19 protein-coding genes and 1 tRNA gene are annotated in these 22,138 nt (G+C 48.5%); 16 read left to right on the top strand and 4 right to left on the bottom strand.

Annotation, left to right across the window (positions count from 1 at the left end; translation table 11 throughout):
• The first annotated feature begins 272 nt into the window (after positions 1–272).
• Positions 273–704, top strand: coding sequence for a hypothetical protein (locus PPHA_RS00275; protein WP_012506913.1), 432 nt, complete (start codon positions 273–275; stop codon positions 702–704).
• Positions 631–1,638, top strand: coding sequence for a type II TA system antitoxin MqsA family protein (locus PPHA_RS00270; protein ID WP_041526353.1), 1,008 nt, complete (start codon positions 631–633; stop codon positions 1,636–1,638). The genes PPHA_RS00275 and PPHA_RS00270 overlap by 74 nt, the downstream gene beginning before the upstream one ends.
• A 3-nt stretch (positions 1,639–1,641) precedes the next feature.
• Here the strand turns inward: PPHA_RS00270 and PPHA_RS00265 are convergent, their stop codons facing one another.
• Positions 1,642–2,943 (bottom strand): MFS transporter, encoded by a 1,302-nt coding sequence (locus PPHA_RS00265; protein WP_012506911.1) that lies wholly within the window; start codon positions 2,941–2,943, stop codon positions 1,642–1,644.
• A gap of 262 nt (positions 2,944–3,205) precedes the next feature.
• Here PPHA_RS00265 and PPHA_RS00260 point away from each other — a divergent pair, with 262 nt between their 5' ends.
• The 4 genes from PPHA_RS00260 (at position 3,206) to PPHA_RS00245 (ending at position 8,337) form a co-directional block, all read left to right on the top strand.
• The gene (locus PPHA_RS00260; RefSeq protein ID WP_012506910.1) at positions 3,206–3,751 is read left to right on the top strand and encodes an acetate uptake transporter family protein; all 546 of its coding nucleotides are present in this window, start codon (positions 3,206–3,208) and stop codon (positions 3,749–3,751) included.
• 373 nt (positions 3,752–4,124) lie between these two features.
• Positions 4,125–7,148 carry a DEAD/DEAH box helicase gene (locus PPHA_RS00255; RefSeq protein ID WP_012506908.1) on the top strand — a complete coding sequence of 1,008 codons (3,024 nt, stop codon included), beginning with the start codon at positions 4,125–4,127 and terminating at the stop codon, positions 7,146–7,148.
• Between the two features lie 5 nt (positions 7,149–7,153).
• Positions 7,154–8,038, top strand: coding sequence for an SWIM zinc finger family protein (locus PPHA_RS00250; protein WP_012506907.1), 885 nt, complete (start codon positions 7,154–7,156; stop codon positions 8,036–8,038).
• 86 nt (positions 8,039–8,124) lie between these two features.
• Complete coding sequence (locus PPHA_RS00245) at positions 8,125–8,337, top strand: dodecin (protein ID WP_012506906.1); 213 nt, start codon at positions 8,125–8,127, stop codon at positions 8,335–8,337.
• A gap of 68 nt (positions 8,338–8,405) precedes the next feature.
• Here PPHA_RS00245 and PPHA_RS00240 read toward each other — a convergent pair whose 3' ends face one another.
• Both PPHA_RS00240 and PPHA_RS00235 read right to left on the bottom strand, forming a co-directional pair.
• Positions 8,406–10,268: a phosphoenolpyruvate carboxykinase (GTP) gene (locus tag PPHA_RS00240; protein ID WP_041526352.1), complete on the bottom strand. Its 1,863-nt coding sequence runs from the start codon at positions 10,266–10,268 to the stop codon at positions 8,406–8,408.
• Positions 10,269–10,401: 133 nt separating this feature from the next.
• Positions 10,402–10,944: a TlpA family protein disulfide reductase gene (locus tag PPHA_RS00235; RefSeq protein WP_012506904.1), complete on the bottom strand. Its 543-nt coding sequence runs from the start codon at positions 10,942–10,944 to the stop codon at positions 10,402–10,404.
• A 155-nt stretch (positions 10,945–11,099) separates the two neighbouring features.
• On the opposite strand from PPHA_RS00235, the gene PPHA_RS00230 reads away from it, so the two are divergent.
• From PPHA_RS00230 to PPHA_RS00210, 5 genes are all read left to right on the top strand, one after another.
• Positions 11,100–11,172, top strand: a tRNA-Thr gene (locus PPHA_RS00230).
• A 120-nt stretch (positions 11,173–11,292) separates the two neighbouring features.
• Complete coding sequence (atpD, locus tag PPHA_RS00225) at positions 11,293–12,681, top strand: F0F1 ATP synthase subunit beta (RefSeq protein ID WP_012506903.1); 1,389 nt, start codon at positions 11,293–11,295, stop codon at positions 12,679–12,681.
• A 15-nt stretch (positions 12,682–12,696) separates the two neighbouring features.
• Complete coding sequence (locus PPHA_RS00220; protein WP_012506902.1) at positions 12,697–12,963, top strand: F0F1 ATP synthase subunit epsilon; 267 nt, start codon at positions 12,697–12,699, stop codon at positions 12,961–12,963.
• 60 nt (positions 12,964–13,023) lie between these two features.
• The gene (locus PPHA_RS00215; protein WP_041526587.1) at positions 13,024–13,977 is read left to right on the top strand and encodes a S66 peptidase family protein; all 954 of its coding nucleotides are present in this window, start codon (positions 13,024–13,026) and stop codon (positions 13,975–13,977) included.
• Between the two features lie 65 nt (positions 13,978–14,042).
• Positions 14,043–14,360, top strand: a complete 318-nt coding sequence (locus tag PPHA_RS00210; protein ID WP_012506900.1) for an ATP-dependent Clp protease adaptor ClpS — start codon at positions 14,043–14,045, stop codon at positions 14,358–14,360.
• Positions 14,361–14,384: 24 nt separating this feature from the next.
• On the opposite strand, the gene PPHA_RS00205 is transcribed toward PPHA_RS00210, so the two are convergent.
• Positions 14,385–14,870 carry a hypothetical protein gene (locus tag PPHA_RS00205; RefSeq protein WP_012506899.1) on the bottom strand — a complete coding sequence of 162 codons (486 nt, stop codon included), beginning with the start codon at positions 14,868–14,870 and terminating at the stop codon, positions 14,385–14,387.
• Between the two features lie 318 nt (positions 14,871–15,188).
• On the opposite strand from PPHA_RS00205, the gene PPHA_RS00195 reads away from it, so the two are divergent.
• From PPHA_RS00195 to PPHA_RS00170, 5 genes are all read left to right on the top strand, one after another.
• A complete protein-coding gene (locus PPHA_RS00195) occupies positions 15,189–16,307 on the top strand; it encodes a YeiH family protein (protein ID WP_012506897.1) in 1,119 nt (372 codons plus the stop codon).
• A 658-nt stretch (positions 16,308–16,965) separates the two neighbouring features.
• Positions 16,966–18,177 (top strand): sulfate adenylyltransferase, encoded by a 1,212-nt coding sequence (gene sat / locus PPHA_RS00185; protein ID WP_012506896.1) that lies wholly within the window; start codon positions 16,966–16,968, stop codon positions 18,175–18,177.
• A 126-nt stretch (positions 18,178–18,303) separates the two neighbouring features.
• Positions 18,304–18,726, top strand: coding sequence for an adenylyl-sulfate reductase subunit beta (aprB, locus tag PPHA_RS00180; RefSeq protein WP_012506895.1), 423 nt, complete (start codon positions 18,304–18,306; stop codon positions 18,724–18,726).
• A 28-nt stretch (positions 18,727–18,754) separates the two neighbouring features.
• Positions 18,755–20,731, top strand: coding sequence for an adenylyl-sulfate reductase subunit alpha (gene aprA / locus PPHA_RS00175; RefSeq protein WP_012506894.1), 1,977 nt, complete (start codon positions 18,755–18,757; stop codon positions 20,729–20,731).
• A 164-nt stretch (positions 20,732–20,895) separates the two neighbouring features.
• Entirely contained in the window at positions 20,896–22,137 is a 1,242-nt protein-coding gene (locus PPHA_RS00170; RefSeq protein ID WP_012506892.1) for a CoB--CoM heterodisulfide reductase iron-sulfur subunit A family protein, read from the top strand.
• Position 22,138: the final 1 nt, after the last annotated feature.

Raw genomic sequence — 22,138 nt, 5'->3', positions numbered from 1 at the left:
GTATCATGAAAATTCAAAGTAAAGCACAACAGGACAGCTCAACTATCCCGATTTAACTGGCAATAGTGTCATGTCACCTTTGTTTTCGAACAACTCACTGCACTGCAATTTTTCAGGCAGTTATGATGCATCTTTACCCCTAAAAAGGCCTTAAGCCCAAAACAAATTTATCACTTTATAGTTGGATATTTTATTATTTATGTTGATATTTTCACTTTATAGTATAAAAAATTAACCTTAAGTATTATGATTTTTCAAGCGAATTCTTTGGGATGACTGCCAGTAAACAGCAGATCAGTGCATTTCTTCGGGACTTTAAGGAAAAAATGAAGATATGGAATATCCTTTTCCGTGATGACAGGGGTAAGAATTCCCAGACACTTCTGAACCTTGAATTACGACCAATAGAGAGGCGAAAAATTATTACGGCTCTTGAAATTGACGACTATAGTGAAGGCCCTCTTGAGGACAACCTGAATAAAGGCTCTGAAATGTGGGTTTTCGGCAAGCTGGTAAAACGGCAGGAGATCTATATCAAAATCACTATGGGTGCTCCAGGTACAAGCGTTATCTGCATTTCATTTCATATTGCTGAACATAAAATCTCGTATCCATTTAAAAGAGAAAAGAATGAGAAGCCCGATAACAGGCAGGGAAATGACCCTGAAGCGGGAACAGCGAATCATGGGATTCCGCAAAAATAACTATTCTGTTCAATACCACTATTACTACTGCAATGATAGTAAGCAGCAGTTCACCACCACCGAGCTTGATGAGATAAACCTGATTCAGGTCTACAACCAGTACAGAGATGAGCATAACCTCCCTTTTCCGGAAGAGATCAGCGCAATAAGGGCTGCCTACGGATTATCGGCAGCCAAAATTGCGGAAATACTCGGGTTAGGAACAAACACCTATAGAAACTATGAGCAAGGTGAGGTTCCCAGCGAATCAAGTGCCCGACTGATACAGGTTGCTCAAGATCCTGAGGAGTTTAAGAAAATTGTACACCTGAGTGGCGCTTTACTGGGGAAACAACAGGAAAAACTGACTGCCAGGATTGAACACCTGATAGAAAGCCGTAAAAAAACAAGCTGTGTTGATCTCGAAGAGTATTTTCTTGGCTCAAAACTGCCCGATGAATATTCCGGTTACAGAAAACCAAGCCTCGAAAAACTCTGCGAAATGGTTCTCTTTTTTGCTGAACAACTTAAACCGTGGAAGACCAAGCTGAACAAATTGCTCTTCTATGCGGATTTCCTGAACTTTAAAACAACAGGGTATTCGATCAGTGGCGCCCGTTATTGTGCAATTTCGATGGGGCCCGTACCGGATAATTTCAACACTATTTTTGAGTGGATTGAAAAACAGGGTGACGTCACTGTTGAAGAAACGGAATTTGACAATGGCGGAACAGGGGAACAATTTTTTCCTGGAGATGGTCGTAAATTCAATGCAGAAATGTTTTCAGCGGAGGAGTTGCATACGTTAACAACAGTCGCCGAAACTTTTTCCCGTATCAGTACCAGGGAAATTATCAGGATCAGCCATGAGGAAAAAGCATGGATTGAAAATGTTAATGCAACGAACCAGATGATCAGTTACCTCAAGTACGGATTTGACTTGAAAGCCGTTTAAGCGTTACGATGCCTTGTAACTGCTGTAGGCCTTGCGCACCCCTCGGCTGGTGAAGATGAGAGTCACTGCCGCCAGAATGGTCACGACACAGCCAATACGGATGGCAATACCGGTACCGAAGTGTTCTGAAAGATAGCCGATTTCAAGGTTGCCGATCGGCATGAAGCCCATAAAAATCATCATGTAGAGGCTCATCACCCTTCCGCGGAAACGGTCGTCAACCGTGCCCTGGATGGTGGCGCTGAGGGTTGAGACTGCCGAGACAAGCCCGAAGCCGCTGACAAAGAGAAAGAAGAGGGCTGCCGGAAGGTGCGTGGTATAGGTAAAGCCGATAAGGGCGAGAGCGAAGAGAATTGTTCCTCCGGCAATGAAGACAAGGCGGTCAATTTTCCTGGAATAGATGGAGACCAGCACGGTGCCGACGACCGAGCCGAGACCCGACACGCCATAGAGGTATCCCATGCCCGACGCATCCATGCCGAAGGTACGCTTGGCAATCACGGGCAGCATGGTGACATAAGACCATGCAAAAATGGAGATGACCGCTATAAAAAAGATACTTGTCCTGATCACCGGATGCCCCCATGCATAGCTCAGCCCCTCCCTGATCGACTGCAGGGGATTCTGGCTTGTTTTTGCAGCAGGCTCTATTAGGGTGTTCTTCATGGAGAGCAGGGAGAGGATGACTGCGAAAAAACTGACTCCGTTGAGCAGAAAGGCGGTGCCTGTTCCGGTGGCCGATATAAGAAACCCTGCAATAGCGGGGCCGATAACCCGTGAACCGTTATAGATCGCTGAGTTCATGGCAATGGCCGAAGCAAGATGCTCCCGCTCCACGATTTCGCTGAGAAATGCCTGAAGTGCAGGCACATTGAGGGCGTTCACACAGCCAAGAAGAAAGGAGAGTACAAGGATAATCCAGATGGTCACCGTGCCGGTCACGGCAAAGAGCCCAAGCACAAAGGCGAGCAGCATGGCCGCAGACTGCGTCCAGAGCAGGATGGTGCGCCTTGGGTAACGGTCAACAACCACGCCACCGAGGAGGGAGAGAAAAAGGGTTGGGAGTGTGGAGGCCGCCGCCGCAAGCCCCACGTCGAAAGCGGAACCGGTTATTTCAAGCACCAGCCACCCTTGCGCTACCATCTGTATCCATGTGCCAATCATGGAGATCACCTGCCCGGGAAAATAGCGCCGGAAATTAGGGCTCTCAAAAGCAGGAAAAGCCGTGAGCAATTGGCCGGAAAGTCCGTTTCGCTTTTGAGGCTTCGGATTGGTTGGGAGAACAGTTTCAGCAGGCAAAGTCATCGCATAAAAACATCTTCAGTTATCTCATTCTTGAGAGTTCAAAGGTATCAAAAGAAAGCGAAATCTTATGCTGATTTCAACCAATTCCAGATAAAAGCAGGTTACTGCAGGTAGCAAAGCGCCATCAACGGAGTAGAGAGACAACATGCAATACCCTTCCTCTTTCTGCCAAAATAGCAGTACATTAACGCGGCCATTACTGTTAACAGTGTGATGGTGACTTGTTAAACATTTATCAACAACTAAAAAAGGAGTTTTTCCAATGAATGTTGTTAATCCGGAGGCTATCGGGTTGTTCGGGCTTATTATCACCGTCTGGGTGTTTGGTCTTGAACAGTTGGGATTCGGGCTTGACAAAGAGACAGATCACGCAAAACTGGGACGCAATCTTGCAAATGTCGCCCTCTGGTTCGGCGGTGTTGCGCAGCTTTTCACGGCTGTCTGCATGTTTCTCTTCGACATGGGGTTACCTGCCGACATAAGGATCTACCTGGGCACTATTTTTGCCACCTACGGGCTTTTCTGGGTTATTGTTGCCCTGCATTTCTATAACCCCGGCGACAAAAAAATCTATGCCCACATGTTTCTTGGTATCTTTTTCATCACAGCGGTCTTCAGCTACAAGGCCATCCTTCTCGGAAAAATCTGGCCATTAGCTACGGTTCTGCTGCTCATTAATGTACTGACCATCCTGCTTCCGTTTGCCTGGTACAAGCAGAACGCTCTCATCACAAAAATATGCGGTGCAACAAATGTTGCCATCGGCCTCTGTGCCCTTCCGCTCCTCTTCAAATCGCTGGGCGTGTAATCTTGCCCCTCTTGCCCGAAACAGCCATCAGTGTTACGGCTGTTTCGGGCCGCACCGATACCACCTTTCAGCTCCACAACGCTTTCCTGATTCCTGAACACCTCCCCATCAACCAAAACTGACTGGTATATGCAAGGCGCCCTGCCCTTCAGGAAAACCATTATTTTTTCTGATATTGAGCGTTTGCATGTTGTTCTGAACCGCCTGTTATTCTATTTTATCCCTTCTTTTAAATCAGGAAAGGGGCCTGAAAGTAACCGTATGAAGTATTGAACACTTGAAATATTTTCACAGCATAGCGATGAGTAATAAGCTAAAATTGAGCTACGAACAGTGCAACTGCGATGCAGGAATTACCCAAAGAGGATAGCTTATGATTGCGCTGCACATCTCCATCATTGACGGAGTCCCGCTACTCTGGAGTGAGGGAAAAAAGATCGGGATGCTGAAGGAGTTACGCCTCGCAACGGCTGGAATCGGCATGTTTTCCCTGCTCGACAACACCACAAAAGAGTTTTGTGTCTGGCTGCCCTGCCGCGAGAAAAAAGCTGTCCCATCATCTCCGCTTGTCGGCGCCATGCCCGACCTGAGTGATGAAGAGCAACTCCATGCCTTTCCGATTACCGCGCTTCGGCTGAATTTCAACGCTCTGTTCGAGCTTTCCCTGCTTACGGAAAAGGGCAACATCCCCGGCAGTGGCATCATCTTCGGAAGCTCTCTCCACTGGGCACGGCAGGTAGTAAAAATTGCACTGAACATTGTCAGAACCCAGTCGCTGCTCCCTTCGATCATCAAAAACGATACATTCTGGGAGGCCTTGTGGTTGCCCCTCCCCGACAGTGCCACATCCCTCGCAGTTGAACAGCTTGCCGATGCCATGCCTGCGGTCTGTCGCTCTCTCGGCCGCACCGACACGCAACCGCCGGAAACACCAAAAAAGTTACTGCTCAAAGGACTTCTCTCTTTCCTTGTCAATACACTGTCACGTACTTTTGAAAGAGCAGGGGTGCCAAAAATCAGTGACTTCGAGAGTATCCATGACGCGTGGCTTCATGCATTATCAAACAGTGATCCCCGGCTGAAATGGAAAAATGAGCAGGAGATTGAGCAGTTTGCCTGTCAGCTCAACGCATGGCGGCGTCCCATTGACCTGCATGAGCGATCACCCTTCAGGTTTTGCCTGCAACTGACAGAGCCACCACTGAAAGGGCGGAAAAAGGAGCGCTGGCATGTTGCCTATCAACTGCAGTTGAAAGCGGATCCAAGCCTGATTCTTGACGCCGGGGATCTCTGGAACCCCGAAAGCGAGGCATCACAGCACGCTTTAACGTATACCTCCGATTGTACCGAATTCCTGCTTACTTCCCTGGGACAAGCCTCCGGCCTCTGCCCCGCAGTCACCCAAAGCCTGAAAAAGAAGCAGCCGGGTGGCTTTGATCTTGATACCGAAGGGGCTTACAGATTTTTGCTGGAGTATGCGGAACTGTTGCGAAGCGCAGGATTTGTGGTCAAGCTTCCCTCGTGGTGGATCGGTCGCAGAGGAGTCAACCGTATCGGGATCAAGACAAAAGTGAAGCTTCCCTCTATGAAAGGAAGCGGGTCGGGTCTCACGCTGGATCGCATGGTTGCCTGCGATTATGCTGCTGCACTTGGCAATGAGGAGCTTGACCTGCAGGAGCTGAAAACACTGGCAAACCTGAAAGTTCCGCTGGTACGGGTGCGCGGACAGTGGACACAGATTGACCATAAGGAGCTTGCCAATGCTCTCCATTTTCTTGAAAAACATCCAACTGGTGAACTTTCTGCCAGAGAACTCCTCTCAACAGCTCTCGGAGCACAAAAAAAGGAGGATGCTCTCTTTCTTCGATCGGTTGAAATCGAGGGGTGGCTTCAGGAACTGCTTGAAAAACTTTCCTCTCAGGGACAATTTGAACTGCTTCCACCACCTGAGCATTTCGAGGGAACGCTTCGCCTCTATCAGGAGCGAGGCTTTTCATGGCTCTCATTTCTCCGCAAGTGGGGACTGGGCGCCTGTCTTGCCGACGACATGGGCCTTGGCAAAACCATTCAGACGCTTGCACTGCTGCAGCGGGAGCGTGAACTTGGAGAAAAAAGGGCGGTGCTCCTGATCTGCCCCACCTCTGTAGTCAACAACTGGCGAAAGGAGGCGGAGCGGTTCACTCCGGATTTAGCGGTGCTGGTGCATCATGGTATCGACCGGATGAAAACAGCAGATTTTCGCAAAGCTGCAAGCGCTTCAGCCCTTGTCATTTCAAGCTATGGATTGTTACAGCGCGACCTTGAATTTCTGTCGAAGGTTCCCTGGGCAGGCATTATTCTCGATGAAGCGCAGAACATCAAAAACCCTGAGACAAAACAGTCAAAAGCTGCCCGAACAATCCGGGCTGATTACCGTATTGCCCTGACCGGCACTCCCGTTGAAAATCATGTCGGCGACCTTTGGGCACTCATGGATTTTCTCAATCCCGGTTTTCTTGGAACCCAGCACTTTTTCAAACAGAACTTCTACACGCCGATTCAGTGGTATGGCGACCCTGAGGCTTCAGCACGACTGAAGTCGCTGACCGGCCCGTTTATTCTGCGCCGCATGAAAAGCGACAAGTCGATTATTTCCGATCTGCCCGACAAGATCGAAATGAAAGAGTATTGCTCGCTGACCAAAGAGCAGGCATCGCTCTACAAGGCTGTTGTCGATGAACTGCAGGAGAAAATTGAAAGCGCCGAAGGGATTGACCGGCGGGGCCTTGTACTTGCGCTGCTGGTCAAGCTCAAGCAGGTCTGCAACCATCCGGCACATTTGCTTGGCGACAACTCTGCCATTGCACATCGTTCAGGAAAAATAAAACGCCTGACCGAACTGCTTGGCGACATCCGCGAAGCTGGCGAAAAAACGCTGCTCTTTACACAGTTTACCATGATGGGAACGATGCTCCAGCACTATCTTCAGGAGTTGTACGGTGAAGAGGTACTGTTTCTGCACGGTGGCGTAACCAAAAAAAGGCGGGATGAGATGGTAGAGAGCTTCCAGAAGGAAGAGGGCAGTTCACCCTCCATCTTTATTCTCTCACTGAAAGCCGGAGGAACGGGTCTTAACCTGACAACAGCGAACCACGTTGTTCACTTTGACCGATGGTGGAACCCGGCAGTAGAGAATCAGGCAACTGACCGGGCTTTCCGTATCGGGCAGCACAAAAACGTTGAAGTTCATAAATTTATTACGACGGGCACGCTCGAAGAGCGCATTGATGAGATGATTGAGAAAAAAACAACGGTCGCCGGCCAGGTTCTCGGAACGGGTGAGCAGTGGCTGACCGAACTGTCGAACAATGATCTGCGCAAGCTCATTATGCTCGGACAGGAAGCAATGGGAGAATAAGAGCTATGGAATACTATTGGTATAAAAGACCCACCTCCTCCGCCCCAAGGGCAGTAGCCGGTGGTATAAAGGCCCAAAACAAACGGGGAGCATTCGGGCAAACCTGGTGGGGAAAAGAGTGGATTACAACACTTGAAAATTTTGATATTGGCGAGAGAATTACAAGGGGAAAATCTTACGCACGAAAAGGGCAGGTAACCGACCTTGTCATCACTGCCAAAAAGGGAGTTGCGGCAAAAGTGCAGGGCTCAAGAGTTCGCCCCTATAAGGTATCCATCACACTGACGCCCTATTCAAAAGAGCAAAAAGAGCTGTTGGCCCAAAAACTTACCTCGAAACCGATATATATAGCGCAGCTCCTCAGCGGGGAGATGCCGGAAAATCTTGCACGGGTATTCAAAACCGCAGGGCTTGCTCTCTTTCCCGCAAAATACAATGATTTAACAACCACCTGTTCGTGTCCCGATTACTCAAACCCCTGCAAACACATTGCCGCTGTTGTTTACTTGATGGCAGAGGCCTTTGACCAGGATCCTTTTCTTCTTTTCACGTTACGGGGAATAGACAAGGAGGAGTTTCTCAGAAAAATCGGTTACAAACGTCAGACTGCTACCGGTGACGACCCCCCGGCAATACCGGAACCTCTTCCCTCCGAACATGCCGCATTCTGGGGATATTCGCCTTCTCCCGAACCATCATGCACTCATCTTTCACCAGCAGTACAGGCTACCATGCCAAAACGACTTGGCTCAATTCCTTACTGGCGCTCCTCCATAAACTTTTTAAGCGCCATGGAAACAACGTACAACCTTGCTACTCTTTTGGCCGAAAAACTGATCGACAGACAGAGAGCCGAGCAGGAAAAAGTCCCTTCAGAAAGCCCTGACTGAGAGCGGTTTTTTGCAGATTTCCCCTGATTTGCTATTATAATAAATGGAGTTATTCCTTTTTTCAAGCACGAAAACCATTACACGCCATGAGCGCTCATATCTACAAAAAAATTGAACTGGTAGGCTCTTCACCGACAAGCATTGAAGAGGCAGTCAACAATGCTGTTGCCAAAGCGGCTGAGACGATCCGAAACATCCGCTGGGTCGAAATCCTTGAAACCCGCTGCCATGTTGAGGAGCAGAAGGTTGCCTACTGGCAGGTCACAGTAAAAGTCGGCTTTACCCTCGACGAAGAGTAAGAAAAACTGCCCGATCAGCAAAAAAAAAGGCGCCTTCGCAGGCGCCTTTTTTCTTATTTACGAAATCATCAGCCTTCAGAATAATGTTCCGGAGCCAGCGACCAGTGTGCAGGAGACATCCAGAGCGTTGAGAGCATCAGTTCACGAATATGGGGAAACTCCTTGGGAAGTCGATCATATATCGTCTCGAAAAGCGCCTCATGTGAAAGCAGCTCTTTCTTCCACGCTTCACGATCAACCGACATCAGCTTGATAAACTTCTCTTCAGTCATCTCTTCCAGACCCGTCCAGTCAATCATATCATACTTCGGCATCCACCCAAGAGGACTCTCTACACCTCCGGCTGTGCCACGAACACGATCAACAATCCACTTCAGCACCCTCATGTTTTCACCAAAACCTGGCCAGAGGAACTTGCCATTCTCATCCTTTCGGAACCAGTTGACACCAAAAATTCTTGGCAGTTCAGGCAAGGTACGCCCGACATGAAGCCAATGGTTGAAATAGTCGCCCATATGATAACCGCAGAAAGGAATCATGGCAAAAGGATCACGACGAACATCACCAACCTTTCCTGCCGCAGCGGCGGTCTTTTCAGAACCCATGGTTGCAGCAAGGTATACGCCCGAATTCCAGTTTGCTGACTGGTAGACAAGAGGAACAGTATCTCCGCGACGACCACCAAAGATGAAGGCACTGATCGGCACCCCTTTGGGATCTTCCCAGTCAGCATCAAGGGAGGGGCACTGATTTGCCGGAGAGGTGAAGCGGGCATTGGGGTGTGAAGAGAGTCGGCCGCAATCAGGAGTCCATTCCTGACCCTGCCAGTCGATAAGATGCTCAGGCGCCTCATCGGTCATCCCTTCCCACCAGACATCACCATCAGGCGTCATGGCGACATTGGTAAAAATACAGTTCTTCGCAAGCGTTGCCATGGCGTTCGGATTGGATTTATCCGACGTGCCGGGAGCAACACCAAAAAAGCCATATTCAGGATTGATCGCACGAAGAAGACCATCTTCACCTGGCTTGATCCAGGCAATATCATCACCAATGGTGGTCACCTTCCACCCATCAAAAGATTGAGGCGGAATGAGCATCGCAAAATTGGTTTTACCGCAGGCGCTCGGAAACGCTCCACCAATGTAGGTTTTTTCTCCGTCCGGCGATTCAACACCGAGAATCAGCATGTGCTCAGCCAGCCACCCTTCATCCCGTGCCATTGAAGAGGCAATGCGAAGGGCAAAGCATTTCTTGCCAAGCAAGGCGTTGCCACCATAACCGCTGCCAAAAGAGGCAATAGAGCGCTCTTCAGGAAAATGAACAATGTATTTGGTATCGTTGCAGGGCCAGGCAACATCCTGCTCACCAGGCTGGAGCGGAGCGCCGACAGAGTGCAGACAAGGCACAAAATCGCTGTTTTCACCCAGCAACTCCATAACCTTGATACCCATCCGCGTCATGATACGCATATTCGTGACGACATAGGGAGAATCGGTAATTTCGACACCGATATGGGCAATGGGAGACCCAAGAGGCCCCATGCTGAAAGGAATAACATACATGGTTCGGCCAGTCATACAGCCCTTGAAAAGCCCTTTCAGGGTCTCTTTCATCTCCCTCGGAGCGACCCAATTGTTGGTTGGACCTGCATCCTGGCGGCGAATACTGCAGATGTAGGTTCTGTCTTCAACCCTTGCAACATCACTCGGGTCCGAACGGCAGAGATAGCTGTTCGGGCGCTTCTCTTCCGACAATTTGATAAACGTACCACTCTCTACCATCTGGCGGGCAAGGATGTCGTACTCTTCCTCTGAACCGTCACACCAGTGTATGGTACTCGGACAACATTGCTCAGCCATCTCCTGCACCCATTGGATCAGCTTTTTGTTTTTCACATAGTCCGGCGGATTCATCTGCATTAACGTCATAATCGTTCTTAATAAGCTATTGGTTATAAAAAAAAACGTCCGCAATCACCCCTGATTGCGGACGTGTAGAAAAAAATGCGATCTGTACAAAACGAGACCGGAACTGAAAACCATCAATCATGGAATGACGACGTTATTTGTGGGTTACCGGTTTTTTGAGGGCGTCAATTATTATTTTTTCAAACACCTCTTTGCTTCGTCCACCGGTAATGACCTGGGTGATGCGACCTGACGAGTTGACAACAAATGAGGTCGGAATTGCACGAATCCCTCCTTCGATATATCGGCTGAAAGCCTTGATCAGTCGCTCTTCGACCATGACCACAGGATAGCTGATGCCGTTCTTTGTTATAAAAGCACGCATGGAGGGTTCATTTTCATTGACCGCCACACCGATAAACGTAAACCCCTTTGATTCATACTTCTTCTGAAGGAGAACCATATCAGGAATCTCTGCCCTGCAGGGAGGACACCATGATGCAAAAAAATTAACGATATAAGCCTTTCCTGCAAGTTTAGTCGATGCTACCGTTTTGCCATCAAGAGAAACTGCAGTAAACTCTGGCGCCAATGGCAAGGCTGCAGCAGGAGTGGGAGCAAACAGTGTCGCGGCAAGAGTGCCGAGGAACAAGAGTGCAAACACCCGCCTTTTCAATGAAAACACCATTTTTTTCATACGAAACCGATTAAAAGTAAAATAATCTCTATTGACTACGCTCCGTAATATAACAATTCTTCTTTTTTGTGACGGCCATAAATCACGCGATATTTAGTCTTTGTGATTCTCTATAAAAAAAAATATATTTGCACTTGATTTTTCGCCCTGCTTAAGCCACCTTAGCTCAGTTGGTAGAGCAACTGTTTCGTAAATAGTAGGTCGTGGGTTCAAGTCCCTCAGGTGGCTCGTATCCGGAACAGCCAAGGCAGAGGAGTCATGTGACGCGCAATTAATAAGAGAGAAGGCACAGTAGCCCGGAAGCACCAACGTTTGATTACACAATAAAATCCTATCCAAACTGTCACTATGCAAGAAGGTAAGATTTCCCAAATCATCGGCCCTGTAGTTGATGTCGATTTCCCTGAAGGGCGGCTTCCGTCAATTCTGGACGCGCTGACTGTAACAAGAGCTGACGGCACCAAACTCGTTCTGGAAACGCAACAGCATCTTGGAGAAGAACGTGTCCGTACTGTTGCCATGGAGAGCACAGACGGCCTTGTACGAGGCATGAACGTTACCCATACAGGCAAACCAATACAAGTCCCTGTTGGTCTTGAGGTTCTTGGCAGAATGCTGAACGTTGTCGGAGACCCGATTGACGGTCGCGGCCCTGTCAATACCAAAAAAAGTTACTCGATCCACCGTCTGGCACCAAGATTTGACGAAATCTCGACAAAGGCCGAGATGTTTGAAACCGGTATCAAGGTTATCGATCTTCTTGAGCCTTACTCCCGAGGTGGTAAAACAGGTCTTTTCGGCGGCGCAGGTGTAGGCAAAACCGTTTTGATCATGGAACTGATCAATAATATTGCCAAACAACAGTCCGGATTCAGCGTCTTTGCCGGGGTCGGCGAACGAACCCGTGAAGGAAACGACTTGTGGCATGAAATGATGGAGTCCGGCGTTATCGACAAAACGGCTCTTGTTTTTGGCCAGATGAACGAACCTCCAGGCGCCCGTCAGAGAGTCGCGCTTACCGGCTTGAGTATTGCCGAGTATTTCCGTGACGAAGAAGGGCGTGACGTGCTGCTCTTTATTGACAATATCTTCCGCTTTACCCAGGCAGGTTCGGAAGTCTCCGCACTTCTCGGACGTATGCCGAGCGCCGTAGGCTATCAGCCTACCCTGGCAACAGAGATGGGTGAACTTCAGGACAGGATTGTTTCCACCAAGAAGGGTTCTGTTACCTCTGTACAGGCCATTTATGTTCCTGCAGATGATCTTACCGATCCTGCGCCGGCAACTGCGTTTGCTCACCTTGATGCAACAACGGTGCTTTCGCGCTCAATTGCCGAGCTTGGTATCTATCCTGCTGTTGATCCCCTTGACTCAACATCGCGCATTCTCGACCCGAACATTGTCGGCGACGATCATTACGATACTGCCCAGGCCGTCAAACAGCTTCTGCAGCGCTACAAGGATCTTCAGGATATTATCGCTATTCTCGGTATGGATGAGCTGAGTGATGAGGATAAACTTGTTGTTTCAAGAGCAAGAAAAGTACAGCGCTTCCTTTCGCAGCCATTTTTCGTTGCCGAAGCCTTTACCGGTCTGGCAGGTAAATATGTGAAGCTTGAAGAGACCATCAAAGGCTTCAAGGAGATCATCGCAGGAAGGCATGACAATTTGCCCGAAAGTGCATTTTACCTGGTCGGAACCATTGAGGAAGCCGTAGAGAAAGCAAAAACGCTCTAAACAAAAGCATTAACCATGGCGAATTCCGATAAAGGCTTTCACATAGAGATCGTCACTCCCCTGAAGCTTCATTTTTCAGGGGAAATTGTCAGTGTCACGGCACCGGGTGAGCTTGGTCAGTTTCAGGTACTGAAAAACCATGCACCATTGCTCTCCTCTCTGACAAAAGGAACGGTCAAACTTGCCTTGGCAGATCGTAGCGAACAATCGTTTTCAATCCTTGACGGTTTTTTTGAAGTCAGCAGCAACAAGGCAATTCTGCTGACCGAAACCATTTCCTGATTTCATACCAATGAATGATCAACATCAGCGCTCTCAAAGGCGCTGATGTTTTGTGGTGTTATGAAAACCATTACCCCAAAAGCCCTGCACAAGGGAGATACCATTGGCCTGATCTCACCCTCGTCACATTGCGCCTATCCAGAAAAAATTGGGCAGGCAATCGGTTATCTCGAAAAAAACGGTTACCAGGTCAAGCCCTCGCGCCACCTCAACTGTATTGATACCGATCCGGCAATTGCCGACCAGCACAAACTGCATGATCTGCATGAGATGTTCCGCGAACCCGCCATAAAGGCAATCATCTGCCTGCGAGGAGGAGCCGGAGCTTCAAGACTGCTAAAAAAAATAGATTATAGCCTCATAGCGGACAATCCGAAAATATTTGTCGGCTATTCGGACATTACTGCATTGTCGCTCGCCCTCTTTGCAAAAACAGGCCTGATCAGTTTTTCAGGGCCGATGCTCACCACAGAACTGTACGAACCGACACCCTACACCGAAGAGCATTTTTGGGAAATGCTCACCTCACCCTCCTATGCACTTTCGCTTCGGAACCACCCGGCCCACCCCGTAACCTGCATCAGAGCGGGTGAAGCTGAGGGGAGCCTGATCGGCGGCAATCTCTCCGTCCTCTCTTCAATGATCGGAACGCCCTATCTGCCCTCATTAAATGACGCGCTGCTTTTTCTGGAAGACATTAACGAACCGGCATACCGCATCGACAGAATGCTCTCGCATCTCGACAACGCGGCCTTACTTGCGTCATGCAAGGGAGTTCTTTTCGGCCAGTTCGGCAATGGCGCGGAGAATACAAAAGAGGAACATCTCCGCTTGCAAAATATCTTTGCCTATTACAGCGAACACGCCCATACCAATGGCCCGGTAATGAGGGGGCTCTCTTATGGCCATATCAGAAATCTGATGACTATCCCTGTTGGAGCCCGATTCAAAATGCGGGTTACTGAAACAGGCGACTTTTCTCTCGGAGCACTCCATCCGGTCATCGAAGAGTAGCCAACTCTCTTGCATCTCCGGGTCAAGGTAGCTATTTTTGACTTTCTAACCTGATTGTGTTGATCATGAACTCCTCTCTTGCAAACAGGTGGACGGCATCCCTGACCACTCCAGTAACGAAACAGCGAGAACAAGGCTCCGGGCCCGACCTGCTTGATGCTTACCGCGTTGTCCTGTTCAATGACGAAGAGCATACGTTTGAGGAAGTGATTGAACAGATCATCAAGGCCGTACGCTGCAGTCGCCAAAAAGCTGAAAAACATACATGGGAAGTCCACACCCGAGGCCGCAGCATTGTTTTCGCTGGAGCAATGCTTCTCTGCCTTCGGGTAAGTTCGATTCTTGAAGAGATCGCCCTTAAAACTGAAATCCAGACCAGTTGATCGACTGATAGCCGACGTTGATGTTTAATTTTTACCGGGTTCAGAAAGTGCGAACCATTGAGGCCAAACCTCCATCGGCCAGCCTGCCACCTGAAACTGCCGATAAATGACTGCCATCCACTGACGCAGTTCAAGCATCGTCATCTGCAAACGAGCAGGCTCTCCACCGTCATCAAGTGGAAAGATAATGGCTGCGCCTCCAGCAGGACAAAAAAGATCGACCTTTTCTGGCAACACCGAACGCGAAAGGCCCGTACTCCTCACCGGCTCTGAAAACTTTTGCTGCCACCCCGCATCGTGCTGCTGAACAGAGAGCATCAACCCTTTGTCAACAAGATGCGAATCAGGTGCAGAATGCTCAAGATGGTGTACAAGTTTCGGCACCAGCCGCCTGCAAAGACGCTGGGTCAACCAGAAAACCGCACGCTCCTCACCATCAAGATCAGCCAGCATGCGTATCCGGTCTTCAATCTCTATATACTGTAATGTGACTTTTTTCAGTTTCACCATGTGATTCCTTCACCATTTTTCACTTCCTGTTCAACGCCAAACCAGAAACCCTCTCCTGCCTGTATAAGCTAAACGTACTCAATCCCGCCCAAAAGCCCAAGCCAGCGACCACCCCTATAGCCGTGAAGTACCTGTATTGCCGCATGAAACGAGGCGATCCCATGATTTTTCCGGATCCGCCCGCATTTCAAATTATCCTTGACGCCCCATCCTTTTTTGTTATCTTTACAACGATTTATATAGAACCGGTATGTAAGCATGTAAGTTCATCGTCCGCGGTTCAGTAAAGAATTACTAATTTATTAACAGAACCCGAGAATGGATAAACACCGCAGCAACAAGGATACTTCGAAGACCCCTTATACATCGACGGATACAGAAATTCCAACACAGGATCAGATTATCGAAGCTGAACGCTGTGGTTTTCAATGCCAGGCAAAAGCTGCAAAAGTTCGAGCTGAAGTGCTTTTTCCCGGTGTTCTGGCGGCGATTACCGTAGCAGCCGCAGCAACGTTTCTGTCAGACCATTATGGCGCTCCAACGATGTTGTTTGCTCTGCTGATTGGCATGGCATTCCGGTTTCTCTCGGAAGATAACGGTAAAGCGCTTGCAGGCATCCAATTTGCCTCCACAACGATCCTTCGTATCGGCGTGGCGCTTCTCGGAATGCGCATTACCATCGATCAGATTCAGTCTCTCGGCATCAAACCCTTGACCATCGTTATCGGCTCGGTGTTTCTTACCATACTTTTCGGTATTACCCTTTCCAAAGCAATGGGCAGAGGAAAACGCTTCGGCATTCTTACTGGCGGAAGTGTAGGGATCTGTGGCGCATCTGCCGCACTGGCCATTGCAGCCATTCTTCCCAAGGATGAATATAATGAGCGCAACACCATTTTTACCGTTATCAGTGTAACTGCTCTGAGTACCCTTGCAATGATCTTTTATCCCATCGTAGCCAGGCAGTTCGGGCTCGACGATCAGGCTACCGGTATATTCCTTGGCGGAACCATTCACGATGTCGCCCAGGTTGTGGGTGCAGGTTATTCGGTTTCGGAAAAAACCGGCGATACCGCTACCGTAATAAAACTGTTACGCGTTTCCATGCTCGTACCAACGGTGTTCGCTCTCTCGATGATATTCCATACCCGAACAAAAATTGATGGTGAAACGGCAAAAAAGTTTTCGTTCCCTCCTTTTATTATCTTTTTTGTTTTACTGGTCGGTATCAACAGCACCCATCTGGTTCCTGATCAGATGAATAAATTCATCAATGAAGTTTCACGCTGGAGCCTGGTGACCGCCATCGGCGCACTTGGTATGAAGACCTCACTGAAATCTCTTTTTGAAGTCGGCTGGAAACCAATTTCCATCATCATGGCAGAGACAGTATTTCTTGCGACACTTGTTCTGGGAGCCATTTACTGGACCTCCTGATGCCTGAACAGCAGTTGCATTCTGCCAGTCAGAATACAACTGCTGCTATTACGCCACAAACACGAACACGCAGATTCCATCCGAACAGGCATCCCTCAGACGATCTGGCATTGCCAAAAAAAATAAAAAAAATCTTCTACCCAATACTTGAAAAAAAGTAATCAAAACATTACTATGTAAGATTACTATATATTCATATAACCAGATGGTAACATCCAAAGAATCGTTATCCAATAGATCAAATTTACTTTGAATCCCCTGATTTATCGTCTTATATTTGCTTCGATCCGTTTCTGAAAACATCTTTTTTCATTATCGAGTACGATTTTGTCGGATAACGAGAAAAAAAATATCATCAAACCCGCAAAGGGCTCCTGAAACGCGACAATACCAGGCACCGTACCGGTTTGATTGCAAAAAAACAGACCGACCTGCACGCAGGTAAGGAATAAGGATTACAGTACCCAACTGAAAGACAGAGATTTACGAGTGACAAAAAGGGCTTTTCATCTGCGTCAAAAAAAATAAGGCGTACTTTTGAACAGACGATTTGACAAGCGCTTGAAGATATCAGTATTCTTGACAGGCTCTCCATTTCTACTCTATACCGTATGACATGCTTTCAACTGTAGCCCAATAACTTAACCAGCAATAACTCATGTCGTTAGTCAATCCGCATGGCAGGGAAAAGATTTTAAAACCGCTTTTATTGTCCGGGCAGGCGTTGCAGAATGAACAGGAACGAGCAAAGTCAATGGCCAGGGTCACTCTTTCATCAAGAGAGACCGGTGACCTGATCATGCTCGGTATCGGTGGATTCACTCCCCTGAGTGGCTTCATGGGATATGAGGACTGGAAAGGAAGCGTCGAGGAGTGCAAGCTGGCTGACGGCACCTTCTGGCCCATTCCCATTACCTTGTCAACAACCAAAGAACAGGCCGATAAGCTGAAAATCGGAGCGGAAGTTGCTCTGGTGGACGAAGAATCGGGAGAGACGATGGGAAGTATGACGATTGAGGAGAAATATGCAATCGACAAGTCACATGAGTGTCGGGAAGTTTTTAAAACCGATGACCCAAAACACCCCGGGGTACTGATGGTCATGAACCAGGGCGACGTCAATCTTGGCGGTAGCGTAAAAGTGTTCAGCGAAGGTTCTTTTCCCTCCGAATTCGAGGGGATCTATATGACTCCGGCCCAGACAAGAAAAATGTTTGAGGATAATGGCTGGAGCACCGTAGCTGCTTTCCAGACAAGAAACCCCATGCACCGCTCTCATGAATATCTGGTCAAGATTGCCATAGAGATCTGTGACGGTGTACTGATTCATCAACTTCTCGGAAAACTCAAACCCGGCGATATTCCTGCCGATGTCAGAAGAGACTGCATCAACGTCCTGATGGACAATTATTTCGTCAAGGGCACCTGCATACAGGGTGGCTATCCGCTTGATATGCGATATGCCGGCCCAAGAGAAGCTCTGCTCCATGCATTATTCAGACAAAATTTTGGCTGCAGTCACCTGATAGTCGGAAGAGACCATGCGGGTGTCGGAGATTATTATGGCCCCTTTGACGCACACTATATTTTCGACCAAATTCCGAAAGATGCGCTGGAGACCAAGCCATTAAAAATTGACTGGACCTTTTACTGTTACAAATGTGATGGTATGGCCTCCATGAAGACCTGTCCCCATACAAACGAAGACCGACTGAATGTAAGCGGCACAAAACTCAGAAAAATGCTTTCCGAAGGAGAAGAGGTCCCTGAGCATTTCAGCCGTCCGGAAGTGCTTGAAGTCCTGCACCGCTACTACGCAACACTGACTGAAAAAGTTGATATCGGGCTGCAGACCAATACTGGCGGATAATAACGTTACCAATCGACGCTCTCATGTAGAGAAGTTTTTCTGACGATTTTTTTCTTCATAGACTAGTCCAATAGCTTCGTAAATCGCAGGTTTTGCCTGCAAATATTTGGTAAAGGAGGACAAATTATGCCGAGTTTTGTCATTAAAGAAAAATGTGACGGCTGCAAGGGTCAGGAAAGGACAGCATGTATGTACATCTGTCCCAATGACCTCATGAAGCTTGATGTTGACAGGATGCTGGCCTGGAACCAGGAACCGGACCAGTGCTGGGAGTGCTACAATTGCGTGAAAATCTGTCCACAGCAGGCTATCGAAGTCAGGGGATATGCTGATTTCGTACCACTGGGTGGAAATGTGATTCCGTTAAGGGGAACAGATGCTATCATGTGGACGATCAAATTCAGAAATGGAATCCTGAAACGCTACAAATTCCCGATCAGAACGACTTCAGAAGGTTCGATTGATCTCTACTCGGGCAAGCCTGAGCATGATTACGCCAATCTGAAAAAGCCAGGATTCTTCAACATGACAGAGTATCCAACACTATAAACAATTAAATTGCTCAGGAGGTAGATCCATGGGAGTAGAGAAAAACGAATTCAAGTTTTGCAAGAAGCCCGAAGTAGTTTACATAGATACGGATATTCTGCTTATAGGTGGGGGTATGGCTTGTTGCGGTGCAGTATATGAAGCGGCCAAATGGGCCACACCAAAAGGATTAAGAATCACCATGGTCGATAAGGCATCGGTCGACAGAAGCGGCGCCGTCGCTCAGGGCCTGTCGGCAATCAATACCTATTGTGGTGAAAACGATCCTGCCGATTATGTAAAATATGTCAGAACAGATCTGATGGGCATTATCCGGGAGGATCTTGTCTATGATCTCGGAAGGCACGTAGACAATTCTGTTCATCTCTTCGAAGAGTGGGGTCTCCCCGTATGGAAAAGAGATGAGGATGGTTCTACCCAGGATGGCGCAAAACCAGCTCCAAAGCTGAGCGAGGGGGGCAAGCCAGTCAGATCAGGCAGATGGCAGATTATGATTAACGGAGAGTCCTACAAAGTCATCGTTGCCGAAGCCGCAAAAAAAGCACTTGAATTCAACAGAAAGGCAACTGGCGTCGACCAGAACCTTTTTGAGCGGGTCTTTATCAGTGAGCTTATCCATGACAAAAACGATCCAAACAGGATCGCAGGCGCCATCGGTTTCAGCGTCAGGGAAAATAAAGCCTATGTGTTTACAGCAAAAACCATGTTGCTTGCCTGTGGTGGCGCTGTGAACGTCTACAGACCACGTTCAACGGCTGAAGGCCAGGGTCGTGCATGGTACCCGGTCTGGAATGCAGGTACCACCTATGCTCTTGCCGCCCAGGCAGGATGCGAGCTGGTACTGATGGAAAACAGGTTCGTTCCGGCAAGGTTCAAGGATGGTTATGGACCAGTTGGAGCATGGTTCCTCTTCTTCAAATGTAAAGCCACCAACTCCCTTGGAGAGGACTATTGCGTCACCAATCTGGCGACCGCCAACAAGGATTTTGGCAAGTATGCCGAAGATCCCCACAAGCTCACCACAGCCATGAGGAACCACATGATGATGATCGACATGAAGGCCGGTAAAGGCCCGATCCTCATGAGGACTCACGAGGCGATGCAGGCGCTTGGTGAAACCATGACGCCGAAACAAATGAAGCATCTTGAAGCCGAAGCATGGGAAGACTTCCTCGACATGTGTATCGGTCAGGCCGTCGTATGGGCAGGAAACAACATCGAACCGGACAAAACACCTTCAGAGCTTATGCCTACCGAACCTTACCTGCTCGGTTCTCATGCCGGTTGTGCCGGTATCTGGGTCAGTGGTCCGGATGATCTCAAGGGCTTCCCTGCAGAATGGAACTGGGGCTATAACAGGATGACCACCGTTGACGGTCTCTTTACCGCCGGTGACGGTGTTGGAGCCTCTGGTCACAAATTCTCGTCAGGCTCACATGCAGAGGGACGGATTGCAGGCAAGAACATGACCGCCTACTGCCTCGATCATGTAGATTACAAACCTGAACTCGGCAGGGATGTGGAAGAGGTGATTGCTGAAATTTACGCGCCAATGGAGATCTTTGGCAAGAACAAGGATTACAGCACTGATCCAAATGTCAACCCCAACTACATCCGGCCAAAAATGTTCCAGGCAAGGTTGCAGAAGATCATGGACGAATATGTCGCCGGTGTCGCAACATGGTACACCACCAGCAAAACCATGCTCGAAAAAGGTCTGGAACACCTGTCACTGCTCAAGGAAGATGCCAGCAAAATGGCGGCTGAAGATAATCATGAACTGATGCGCTGCTGGGAGAATTATCATCGCCTGATGGCAGGTGAAGCCCATGCCCGTCACATTCTGTTCCGTGAGGACAGTCGCTATCCTGGTTACTACTTCAGAGCTGACCACTTCTATGTTGATGACGAAAACTGGAAATGTTTCACGATTTCCAAGTACGACAGAAGCACCCAGAACTGGACACTATCCAAGAGAGACTACGTTCAGGTCATTCCTGATTAATGGCAAAAAGTGACACTATTGTTATTGAGTACATCCCCGAGGTTCTTCCTTGGGGATTGCTCTTCTTCATGCAAGAGTGTCAAGTTGATTAACGTAACGCGGGAGCATCCGTTCAAAGGTTCCCTTCCGAATGACTTTTGAGAGTTTATCCGCAGAGGAAAATCATGTCAGTTGAAACTATTCTAATTGTTGGCGGTGGCATCAGTGGCATAACCACTGCCGTTGAGGCTGCAGAGGTTGGTTATAACACCGTTCTTGTTGAGAAAAATCCATACCTGGGGGGACGGGTGGCGCAGCTTAACAAGTATTTTCCAAAACTATGCCCCCCCTATTGTGGTCTGGAGATGAATTTCAGACGCATCAAGCTTAATCCAAAAATAACCGTCTACACCTTGACCGAAGTAGAGGAGGTGAGCGGTAAAGAGGGGAATTTCAGCGTCAGGTTAAAGGTAAATCCACGGTATGTGAATGAAAAATGCACATCCTGTAACGCCTGTGTGGACGTATGCCCTGCTGAAAGGCTCAATGAGTTTAATTTCGGAATGGACAAGACCAGGGCAATCTATCGGCCCCATGAAATGGCCCATCCCATGAGATACGTTATAGAGCGAAACGCGTGCAGTGATCCTTCATGCAACAAATGTGTGACGGCTTGCAAATATAATGCTATCGATCTGGCTATGAAGCCGGAAACCGTAGAGATCAAGGCTGGCAGTATTGTTTATGCCACAGGCTGGAAGCCTTATGATGCCGCCAATATGGAAAACCTCGGTTTCGGACGAATCAAAAACGTCATTACCAACATGATGCTGGAACGGCTTGCTGCGCCAAACGGGCCAACCGGAGGGAAAATTCTCAGGCCATCCGATGGGCGAGAGGTGAAAAAGGTCGTGTTTGTGCAGTGCGCAGGATCACGGGACGAAAATCATCTGAATTACTGTTCGGCAATCTGCTGTATGGCATCCCTTAAACAGGCAACCTACATCAGGGAGCGCATTCCCGATGCAGAGGTATTTATTGCCTACATAGATTTGAGAACACCAGGCAAGTACGAAGATTTTCTCGGAAAGGTACAGGCCGACGAACACGTCAAGATGGTTAAAGGCAAAGTCGCCATGATCGAAGAAGATTCCGCAACTGGCAATGTTATCGTTACCTCCGAAGATGTCGAAGGTGGCAGAAAAAGTCGTCAGATTGCTGATATGGTGGTGCTGGCCACGGGTATGGTACCTTCTGTAAAGGAAAATGCCATGCTGAATTTTGAGCAAAACGGATTTATTCAGGCTGGCAAGACGCCCGGCATCTATTCTGTCGGCGTAGCGAAAAGGCCATCTGATGTTACATCATCCATTCAGGACGCAACCGGGACGGCATTGAAAAGCATTCAAAGTTTGGTGAGGAGTTAAA

It is taken from the genome of Pelodictyon phaeoclathratiforme BU-1 (assembly GCF_000020645.1).
Classification (GTDB): Bacteria; Bacteroidota; Chlorobiia; order Chlorobiales; family Chlorobiaceae; genus Chlorobium; species Chlorobium phaeoclathratiforme.
This window is presented reverse-complemented; position numbering and strand designations above follow the sequence as displayed.

Bases quoted from the DNA above. Each gene is read 5' to 3' on its own strand.
- PPHA_RS00220 (WP_012506902.1), top strand. From the start codon at position 12,697: ATGGCGAATTCCGATAAAGGCTTTCACATAGAGATCGTCACTCCCCTG.
- PPHA_RS00250 (WP_012506907.1), top strand. From the start codon at position 7,154: ATGGAATACTATTGGTATAAAAGACCCACCTCCTCCGCCCCAAGGGCA.
- aprB (WP_012506895.1), top strand. From the start codon at position 18,304: ATGCCGAGTTTTGTCATTAAAGAAAAATGTGACGGCTGCAAGGGTCAG.
- PPHA_RS00275 (WP_012506913.1), top strand. From the start codon at position 273: ATGACTGCCAGTAAACAGCAGATCAGTGCATTTCTTCGGGACTTTAAG.
- PPHA_RS00205 (WP_012506899.1), bottom strand. From the start codon at position 14,870: ATGGTGAAACTGAAAAAAGTCACATTACAGTATATAGAGATTGAAGAC.
- PPHA_RS00235 (WP_012506904.1), bottom strand. From the start codon at position 10,944: ATGAAAAAAATGGTGTTTTCATTGAAAAGGCGGGTGTTTGCACTCTTG.
- aprA (WP_012506894.1), top strand. From the start codon at position 18,755: ATGGGAGTAGAGAAAAACGAATTCAAGTTTTGCAAGAAGCCCGAAGTA.
- PPHA_RS00265 (WP_012506911.1), bottom strand. From the start codon at position 2,943: ATGACTTTGCCTGCTGAAACTGTTCTCCCAACCAATCCGAAGCCTCAA.
- PPHA_RS00245 (WP_012506906.1), top strand. From the start codon at position 8,125: ATGAGCGCTCATATCTACAAAAAAATTGAACTGGTAGGCTCTTCACCG.
- PPHA_RS00270 (WP_041526353.1), top strand. From the start codon at position 631: ATGAGAAGCCCGATAACAGGCAGGGAAATGACCCTGAAGCGGGAACAG.
- PPHA_RS00195 (WP_012506897.1), top strand. From the start codon at position 15,189: ATGGATAAACACCGCAGCAACAAGGATACTTCGAAGACCCCTTATACA.
- PPHA_RS00215 (WP_041526587.1), top strand. From the start codon at position 13,024: ATGAAAACCATTACCCCAAAAGCCCTGCACAAGGGAGATACCATTGGC.
- PPHA_RS00260 (WP_012506910.1), top strand. From the start codon at position 3,206: ATGAATGTTGTTAATCCGGAGGCTATCGGGTTGTTCGGGCTTATTATC.
- PPHA_RS00240 (WP_041526352.1), bottom strand. From the start codon at position 10,268: ATGACGTTAATGCAGATGAATCCGCCGGACTATGTGAAAAACAAAAAG.
- PPHA_RS00255 (WP_012506908.1), top strand. From the start codon at position 4,125: ATGATTGCGCTGCACATCTCCATCATTGACGGAGTCCCGCTACTCTGG.
- PPHA_RS00170 (WP_012506892.1), top strand. From the start codon at position 20,896: ATGTCAGTTGAAACTATTCTAATTGTTGGCGGTGGCATCAGTGGCATA.
- PPHA_RS00210 (WP_012506900.1), top strand. From the start codon at position 14,043: ATGAACTCCTCTCTTGCAAACAGGTGGACGGCATCCCTGACCACTCCA.
- atpD (WP_012506903.1), top strand. From the start codon at position 11,293: ATGCAAGAAGGTAAGATTTCCCAAATCATCGGCCCTGTAGTTGATGTC.
- sat (WP_012506896.1), top strand. From the start codon at position 16,966: ATGTCGTTAGTCAATCCGCATGGCAGGGAAAAGATTTTAAAACCGCTT.